Source organism: Methanofollis sp. (assembly GCF_028702905.1).
In the GTDB taxonomy this organism is placed as follows: domain Archaea; phylum Halobacteriota; class Methanomicrobia; order Methanomicrobiales; family Methanofollaceae; genus Methanofollis.
In genome coordinates, this window is the sequence record NZ_JAQVNX010000081.1 from 1 (window position 1) to 6,853 (window position 6,853).

Below are 6,853 nucleotides of genomic sequence, written 5' to 3' on the forward strand. Positions count from 1 at the left end.
CGGGCTGAAATGCCCCTTCGAGGCGTCCGAAGCGAACGAGTTCGACCTGGAAAAGAAGATCGCCGACCACGCACGGGAGGCACACGACAGAGCGCACCTCTCCGCGGATGAGTGGACGAAGATCAAGAAGGTCATCCACTGAGAAGAGCAGGGCACAATTTTTCCACTCCATTTTTGTATCCCCTTCGTCACCCGACCCTCGCACAGGGGTACCTCCCCTTTACCGACGCGTTCAGGTACAGCCCGCGGGAGGGCGCGGCAAGCAGATCCTCCTGCGCAGGCCGACGTCTCCTCCGATCCCATGAGGGAGAGTGCGGACCCACCGGCCCCCGTACCAGAAATTCCCCAGAGCCGGAAAAAAGGGGGCCTGACCCACTCACGGCGCACGGGCGGCGACCGCCTGACTGTGGGCGAGCATCAGGTCTGTCCGCGTGATAAACCCGGCAAGACGCCCGGGGTCGCCGGCCGAGACCACAGGCAGGTGGTGGATGTCATGGTCGATCATCAGGCGCAGGGCCTCCTCCAGGGTCCGGTCCTCGCGTATCGAGACCAGGGACCTCGTCATCCTCTCCCCCACGGGGAGGGAGAGGTCGCCGCCCGCCAGGAGTTCGCGCACGTCCCTCGTCGTGATGATGCCGGCCAGGCGGTCGCCGTCGAGCACCGGATAGCCGGTGTGGTGCGTCGAAGTGATGAGGGAGAAGACCTGCGAACAGGCGTCGGCAGGGGAGAGGGAGATCACGCGGTCACGCGGGACCATCACCTCGGCCACCCGGATCTTCTCCAGGATATCGACCTCAAACTCGCCGCGGTGGGCATTGGAGAAGGACTTGTTCCGCACCTGCTCCACGAAGATCGTCTCCTCGCCGGTGAGCACATGGGCGACGGCCACCGCGCCCATCGCGGGCACGAAGAGGGAGAAGTTGCCGGTCATCTCCACGACCATGATCATCACCGCGATGGGCGCGTTCGAGATCGCCCCGAAGAGGGCGATCATGCCGACGACCACAAAGCCAGGCACCAGTTCAAGGGGCACCAGGCCGGGCAGGAAGGTGTGGAGGGCCATCCCGACAGCCCCTCCGGTCGCACCGCCGATGACCAGGCCGGGCGCGAAGACGCCGCCGCTCCCGCCCGACCCGATGGTCAGGGACGTCGTGAGGATCTTGACGAACGGGATGAAGAGGAGGACCGAGAGGGGGAGCATCGAGTACATTGCGAGCTGTATGAAGCCGTAACCGGTACCCAGGCCGGCAAGCCCGATGACCGCGGTCTCAGGCGAGAGGTAGACGAGGGCGACGACAAGGCTGCCGGTGATGAAGGCCCCGGCGAGGGGCTTGACATGCTTCGGGAGGTGGTACCTCTCGAAGATCCCGGCAAAGAGGCGTTTCGTCCCGTAGAACGTCCTGATATAGAGGACGCCGACCGCGGCGCAGACCACGCCGAGGAGGAGGAAGAACGGGATCTGGCCGGTCGTCCACTCGACCGCGACCGGCGAGAAGACCGGTTCGAAACCCTCGAATGCACCGAAGATCGCGTACCCGATGACCGAGGCGAGGAAGCCCGGGATGATCGCATCGGACTCGAAGTCCCGGCTGTAGAGCACCTCGGCCGCAAGGATGGCGCCGCCGAGAGGGGCCTTGAAGATCGTCCCTATACCGGCGCCGATACCTGTCGCCAGGGCGATCCGCCGCTCCCTCTCGGAGAGGCCGAGGAGGTCGGCGACAAGGGACCCGAAACCCGCCGACATCTGGGCGGTCGGCCCCTCCCTCCCGGCACTCCCGCCTGTGGAGATGGTGATGATCGCGGTCAGGGCCTTGAGGACGGGGATGCGGCGGCGTATCCGCCCCTCGCCATGGAAGGCCCGGATCGCCGCGTCCGTCCCGTGGCCCTCGGCCTCGGGGGCATAGGTGTACACGAGGAGGCCGGAGAGGAGGGCACCAAAGCAGATCACGGGGAGGATGAGCCACGGCGTCTCGGGCGGGGCCCATTGTGAGATCTCGGCTATGCTCTGCCCCTCCTCGGGGAGGTTGAACCCGACGATGGTCTCCATGAAGAAGGAGGTGCCGATCTTGAGGCCCTCGAAGAACAAAAGGGCACCGATTCCAGAAATTATTCCCACGATCACGGATATGAGAAAGATACGCTGTACAGGTGCGGCACCGTCTGACATAATGCAGAATATTGTTGCAGGACAAAGAACATAAAATATATCGCGAAACTGCCTGATAGTCCTGAAATCATCGTATCCTCCGGAAATAGGGAGGCACGGGGGCCGGTGCGCGCCCATGCCCGATCCGGCCTCCAGGGAGGGCAGGGAAGTGGCATCAGGTCATCTCAGGGGGGGAAAAGGCGGACGGCCCGGCATGATACTTATTAACATAACGCAGGAGTAAAGATCATATTGTTTACTCCGGCCCTGACAGGTGCTGAAAGGTGTCAGACAAAGAAAAGCCATGCGCAGCAACGATTAGAAAGATTTTAATAAGATTTCGGGGTATTTTAGTTTGACCTATACAAGAAAGGATTTATAGTGTCGGTATAGGTAGGACGTTTAGAGGTGTTAAAAAAATGGTGTTCCATCCTCCAGTAGCAATCGTCGCAAAGGCTGGCGATGCAGGGAAGTACAAGGTTTCCCTGCCCGCATGGAACATGATCCTGAGAGGGTTCATGTCCGGTGCGTACATCGCCATGGGTGCCGGACTGGCAACAGTCTGCGCCACCGGCGTCGCACCGTTCCTCGGTGCGGGTATAGCCAAGCTTGTCCTGGGCGCCGTCTTCCCTGTCGGCCTCATCATCACCGTCATGACCGGCGCAGAACTCTTCACCGGTGACGCGATGTTCGCCCCGATGGCGGCATTCATCCACAAGGTCTCCTGGGCAAGCGTGCTCAATCTCTGGCTCTGGGTCTACATCGGCAACCTCATCGGTTCCCTTGTCTACGCCTACATCATGGCCTACGGCCCCCTGACCTCCTGGTCGGCCGCCGGCGTCGGTGCCGCAAACGCCTTCGGCGTCAATGCAGTCGCTATCGCCGCAGGCAAGACCTCTTATCTTGGCGCAGCAGCCCTCTGGTCCTGCTTCCTCAAGGCCATCGGTTGTAACTGGCTCGTCAACCTCGCCATCCTCCTCGGCATCTGCGCCGACGACGCGATCGGCAAGATTGTCGGTATCTGGTTCCCGATCATGGCCTTCGTTTCCACCGGCTTCGAGCACTGTGTCGCGAACATGTACTTCATCCCCGCAGGCATCCTGACAATGCCGTACCTCTCCGCTGAACAGGCGGCAGGTATCGCTGGCCTCAGCAACCTCGGCTGGGTAACCATGTGGACGAACAACATCATCGTCGTCACCCTCGGCAACATCGTCGGTGGCCTGCTCTTCGTCGGTGTTATCTACTGGGTCGCCTTCCGCAAGGAAATCGCCGCACTCAAGTAAACCCGAGCAGACAATGGAAATAAAGAATGTCAATGTGCGAATATCGGCCGTTTCCCTGGCCGTATTCGCATTTTTTACCATTCTGGTCGTTTTTGCAGTCGCTCTTACAGGAGACCTCTCGATCCTCATCTGGGGAATTCCGACTCTCGTCCTCCTCCTCATCATCCCGGGCGTGCTCAATTACATGAGTCAGAGCCAGTACGCAGGCCTGGTCCCGGTCTATGAGAAGGAGGCAAAGGACGTCAGGGCCAGGGCAATCACCATGGCCATGATCGGAAAGCCCGTCAGGCTTCGCGGCACCGTCAAAACGGTGAAGTTCCGCTACCTCAACAGGCCGCACTACATCGTCGAGGACACCAGCGGCGAGATGACGGTGAAGATGTTCACCACGCCGCAGGAAGACGTGCAGGAAGGGGACAGGGTCGAGATCCTGGGCCTTGTGATCAAGCGCTACGTGGTATCGGGCGATGCCGTGGTCAACTGCGTCTCGATCAGGCGGATCAAAAAAGAAGAACAGTAAAGCCCGCAAGGGATTGTTAAGGAGAGGATGGGGCTTTCAGGAAAAGCCCCGTTTCAGTCCTTCCCCGGGAGACGGGCGTACACTTTTGTTGCATTCCTTGAGATAATCGTCGAAGAGATGGATCCTGGTGCTCACCGGGAAGGGGATCTTCAGGGTAGAGATCACCGCTTCGCCGGCGTCGAGGGTCTGGATCTCGGTGTCCATCTTTGAAAGGTCCTGTTTTGCGCTGCTTGCGATGGTGTCGCGGTCGCCCCGGTCGCCAAGCCCCATCACCACGAAGGTGTTCAACTGGGCGAGGACGCGGGGGTCGATGTTCTTCGGCTGCTGGGTGACGACGCAGAGGCCGACGCCGAACTTGCGCCCCTCCATCGCAGCCTCCCTGAAGACCTGGGTCCGCCGTCCGCCCGCGCCGAGGACGCGCTGCGCCTCCTCGATCGCGATCAGGACCTGCGGCGGCTTCTCATCCCGACCGACGCCCCACTCCCTGTGGCGTTCCATGATCTGCCGGGTGATCACCGAGAGGACGAAGAGTTCGCTCCTCTCGCCCATGCCGGGGATGTCGATGAGGACGACCCTGTTCTCGTCGAGGGCCCGCATGATCTCCGGGATGGACGAACCCCTTTCGCGGAAGAACCGGCCGTTCACCCGTGTCAGGATATCAAAGTGGCGCTTGAGGACATTCAGGGGACCGGGATGGGAGGTCCGGAGTTTGTCCGCGATCCACCCGAAGTCCCCGACGTACTCTTTCTTGTCGAAATCGGCGAACTCGGTCTCCCGGAAAAAGGCGATGAGGTCTGACCCCTTCTCGTCCTCAAGGATTTCGAGGGCGTCGTGCTGCGGTTCCGAGTGGTCGAAGAGGATGTTCAGGTCGGAGGCCCTGATGTCGTCGTACTCGAGCCAGAGGCGGTTGAGGTGGTACGTCTTCATCTTCTCGGCATCGATCGTGAAGACGGACAGTCCGTCCAGGGCCGCGGTGACGTGGATGAGGCCCTTTGTCGCATCGCCTGTGGACGAGCGGCCGCCTGTGGCGTACTCGCCGTGCGGGTCGACGATGAGCATGCCGAATTGCTTCGCCTTCATGCAGGAGGCGGAGAAGACCTTCATGAAGTTGCTCTTGCCCATGCCTGTGGTCGCAAAGACCCCCATGTGCTGGGCCATCACCTCTGCATGGAGGGCGACCGGCACCCCCTCGACGACGCCCTGGCCCGTCTTCAGGAGGCCGACCTCGATCTCGCCCATCTCCTCCTTCAGGAAGGCGAAGTCGTCGGCCGTCGGGTTGGCGACGACCTCGGAGAACTTCGAGGGGAGGGTGTTCGGTTTCCTGAACCGGCCGTCGCCGTCGAGGTAGCCGAGGGGCACCGCCTCAACGCCCAGGAAGACGTCCTCGCCCAGTTCGTAGAAGTGCGCGGTGTGGGGGCGGGTGTCCCATTTCGGGTCGGCGAAGTTGCAGTCGTGGCAGATCTCGGTCACCTTCGCAAAGAAGGTGAGGCCCTTCGTCTCGTCCCGGATCTTCAGGAGGTCGCCGACGAAGATCCTGCTGTCATGGGGGACGATGAACCTGTACGAGAGGACCTTCTCGCCGATGAGCCTGAACTTGGCCGGGTCGGCATTATCGATAGGATGCAAATGTGTCATGGTAGTCACCGAAATAGGCGCGGAAATCCGCGTTTGTCATGCCCGTCTCGCTCATGCGGCGGATGAGGGCCTGCCGGACCATATCCACCTGGTCCTTCCCGATCGCCGCGAAACGGTGGGCGTCGAAGAGGGGGAAGGGGTAGCCGGTGACCCTTCCATCGTCCGCATAGGAGGCGAGGGCGGCAAAGGTGGCCCTGACGGCCGCCGGCGGCGTCCCTGCCGGGAGGTCGACCTTGAAGGCGCGGGGAGATCTGGGGTGGAGGGAGGCGACATAGGTCGCGCTGAAGTCCCACTGGCGGTACCTCACCGCGTCCAGGACAGACGGCGGGACGGCGAGGTGCCATGCCCCTGCCACCCCGAGGTCGCGGGCAAGGGCCTCGGCCGCGGGGACGAGGGGGATGCCGCCGCCCCAGGTGGACGACGCCATCTTGGTCACCGCGGCGACGAGGACGCCGCGGGACCGGGCTGTGTCGAGGATCATTTTGAGGACAGGGCGGTGGCTCTCGTGATCGACACGCAGGGCGCCGTCGAGGAGGAGGACGTCGCCCCGGTCGAGGGTCTCGGCGAGGCGGAGGGCCGTCCAGTACTCGAGGGTGTCCCTGAACGCGGCCGCGGCGCGGGAGAGGTTCTCGTTGTCTAGGGGTTCCCTGGGCGTGTCCTCGAAGCACTCCTGGTAGAGGGTTTCATAGGCCGTGTTCTTTTCTTCCGGCCCGATCCGAAAGGCCCGGAGGGACGTCTCCCCGGCATGGTCCCGCCGGCCGGCAAGGAACGTCGTCTCGACGGCACGGACGAGCACGACGGAGAAACTCCCGGTCTCAAGGACCATGGCATTGCTCCCGTCCACCGCAGCGACAGAGCCCCCAAAGCCCGTGCCGCAGGAGGAGAAGGAGGAGAGGTCAAAGCCGCCGGCGCGGGCAAAGCGCGAGGCCATGTCTGCCGGGCGGATCTGCCCGAGATAGCCGATGATGCCGGCGAGGTCGCCCTCGTCGAGGGGGATCACCTGTCCGCCTCCTCGATGTGGCTCTCGGGGCCGGGCCCGAGTTCGACCCGCAGGGTCGTCTCGAACTCGTCCTGGACCTCGCCGACATGGGAGATGAGGAAGATCTGGGGGAAGTGGGCCTCCTGCGTCCTGAGGGCCCTGACCAGGTTGGCCCGCCTCTCTTCGTCCTGGCTGCCGAAGATCTCGTCGAAGATCAGGACGGCGGGGTCGTGCATGCCCCGCATGCCGGCGAGGTACCGGGAGAGGGCGATGCGGAGGGCGATCGC

The 6,853-nt window shown here is 62.7% G+C and carries 7 protein-coding genes; 3 read left to right on the top strand and 4 right to left on the bottom strand.

Features of this window, described 5'->3' with window-relative positions:
* Positions 1-4: 4 nt before the first annotated feature.
* Complete coding sequence (locus PHP59_RS12710; RefSeq protein WP_366943745.1) at positions 5-142, top strand: DUF1059 domain-containing protein; 138 nt, start codon at positions 5-7, stop codon at positions 140-142.
* Positions 143-376: 234 nt separating this feature from the next.
* On the opposite strand, the gene PHP59_RS09425 is transcribed toward PHP59_RS12710, so the two are convergent.
* Positions 377-2,167, bottom strand: coding sequence for a chloride channel protein (locus PHP59_RS09425; RefSeq protein WP_300166342.1), 1,791 nt, complete (start codon positions 2,165-2,167; stop codon positions 377-379).
* A gap of 398 nt (positions 2,168-2,565) precedes the next feature.
* Here PHP59_RS09425 and PHP59_RS09430 point away from each other — a divergent pair, with 398 nt between their 5' ends.
* On the top strand, positions 2,566-3,432 hold the full coding sequence (locus tag PHP59_RS09430; RefSeq protein WP_300166344.1) for a formate/nitrite transporter family protein: 867 nt from the start codon (positions 2,566-2,568) through the stop codon (positions 3,430-3,432).
* 13 nt (positions 3,433-3,445) lie between these two features.
* Positions 3,446-3,952: a nucleotide-binding protein gene (locus PHP59_RS09435; RefSeq protein ID WP_300166346.1), complete on the top strand. Its 507-nt coding sequence runs from the start codon at positions 3,446-3,448 to the stop codon at positions 3,950-3,952.
* Between the two features lie 36 nt (positions 3,953-3,988).
* Here the strand turns inward: PHP59_RS09435 and PHP59_RS09440 are convergent, their stop codons facing one another.
* The 3 genes from PHP59_RS09440 to PHP59_RS09450 form a co-directional block, all read right to left on the bottom strand.
* Positions 3,989-5,587 (bottom strand): ATP-binding protein, encoded by a 1,599-nt coding sequence (locus PHP59_RS09440; protein ID WP_300166348.1) that lies wholly within the window; start codon positions 5,585-5,587, stop codon positions 3,989-3,991.
* Positions 5,562-6,587: a DNA double-strand break repair nuclease NurA gene (locus PHP59_RS09445; protein WP_300166350.1), complete on the bottom strand. Its 1,026-nt coding sequence runs from the start codon at positions 6,585-6,587 to the stop codon at positions 5,562-5,564. The genes PHP59_RS09440 and PHP59_RS09445 overlap by 26 nt, the downstream gene beginning before the upstream one ends.
* On the bottom strand, positions 6,584-6,853 hold a 270-nt coding region (locus PHP59_RS09450; protein ID WP_300166352.1), incomplete at its 5' end, for a hypothetical protein. The genes PHP59_RS09450 and PHP59_RS09445, both read right to left, overlap by 4 nt.

Coding starts and splice junctions, on each gene's coding strand:
- PHP59_RS09425 (WP_300166342.1), bottom strand. CDS start 2,167: ATGTCAGACGGTGCCGCACCTGTACAGCGTATCTTTCTCATATCCGTG.
- PHP59_RS09435 (WP_300166346.1), top strand. CDS start 3,446: ATGGAAATAAAGAATGTCAATGTGCGAATATCGGCCGTTTCCCTGGCC.
- PHP59_RS09440 (WP_300166348.1), bottom strand. CDS start 5,587: ATGACACATTTGCATCCTATCGATAATGCCGACCCGGCCAAGTTCAGG.
- PHP59_RS09430 (WP_300166344.1), top strand. CDS start 2,566: ATGGTGTTCCATCCTCCAGTAGCAATCGTCGCAAAGGCTGGCGATGCA.